Annotated in this window: 1 rRNA gene; it reads right to left on the bottom strand. The window is 50.8% G+C overall.

Going from position 1 to position 1442, the window contains the following annotated elements:
- Window positions 1–1442, bottom strand: a 23S ribosomal RNA gene (locus J2Y39_RS26380); the annotation flags it as partial.

Raw genomic sequence — 1442 nt, 5'->3', positions numbered from 1 at the left:
ACTCGTCATCAGCTCTCGGCCTTAAGATCCCGGATTTACCTAAGATCTCAGCCTACCACCTTAAACTTGGACAACCAACGCCAAGCTGGCCTAGCCTTCTCCGTCCCTCCATCGCAATAACCAGAAGTACAGGAATATTAACCTGTTTTCCATCGACTACGCTTTTCAGCCTCGCCTTAGGGACCGACTAACCCTGCGTCGATTAACGTTGCGCAGGAAACCTTGGTCTTTCGGCGTGGGTGTTTTTCACACCCATTGTCGTTACTCATGTCAGCATTCGCACTTCTGATACCTCCAGCAAGCTTCTCAACTCACCTTCACAGGCTTACAGAACGCTCCTCTACCGCATCACCCGAAGGTGATACCCGTAGCTTCGGTGTATGGTTTGAGCCCCGTTACATCTTCCGCGCAGGCCGACTCGACTAGTGAGCTATTACGCTTTCTTTAAAGGGTGGCTGCTTCTAAGCCAACCTCCTAGCTGTCTAAGCCTTCCCACATCGTTTCCCACTTAACCATAACTTTGGGACCTTAGCTGACGGTCTGGGTTGTTTCCCTTTTCACGACGGACGTTAGCACCCGCCGTGTGTCTCCCATGCTCGGCACTTGTAGGTATTCGGAGTTTGCATCGGTTTGGTAAGTCGGGATGACCCCCTAGCCGAAACAGTGCTCTACCCCCTACAGTGATACATGAGGCGCTACCTAAATAGCTTTCGAGGAGAACCAGCTATCTCCGAGCTTGATTAGCCTTTCACTCCGATCCACAGGTCATCCGCTAACTTTTCAACGGTAGTCGGTTCGGTCCTCCAGTCAGTGTTACCTAACCTTCAACCTGCCCATGGATAGATCGCCCGGTTTCGGGTCTATTCCCAGCGACTAGACGCCCTATTAAGACTCGCTTTCGCTACGCCTCCCCTATTCGGTTAAGCTCGCCACTGAAAATAAGTCGCTGACCCATTATACAAAAGGTACGCAGTCACAGAACAAAGTCTGCTCCCACTGCTTGTACGCATACGGTTTCAGGATCTATTTCACTCCCCTCTCCGGGGTTCTTTTCGCCTTTCCCTCACGGTACTAGTTCACTATCGGTCAGTCAGTAGTATTTAGCCTTGGAGGATGGTCCCCCCATATTCAGACAAAGTTTCTCGTGCTCCGTCCTACTCGATTTCATGACTAAGAGATTTTCGCGTACAGGGCTATCACCCACTATGGCCGCACTTTCCAGAGCGTTCCGCTAATCTCAAAGCCACTTAAGGGCTAGTCCCCGTTCGCTCGCCACTACTAAGGGAATCTCGGTTGATTTCTTTTCCTCAGGGTACTTAGATGTTTCAGTTCCCCTGGTTCGCCTCTTGCACCTATGTATTCAGTACAAGATAACCATCTTATGATGGCTGGGTTCCCCCATTCAGACATCTCCGGATCAAAGTCTGTTTGCCGACTCCCCG

The organism is Pseudomonas sp. 2957, from assembly GCF_031456345.1.
Taxonomy (GTDB): Bacteria; Pseudomonadota; Gammaproteobacteria; order Pseudomonadales; family Pseudomonadaceae; genus Aquipseudomonas; species Aquipseudomonas siliginis.
Note: the sequence above shows the minus strand (reverse complement) of the source record. Positions and strands in the feature narration are given on the sequence as shown.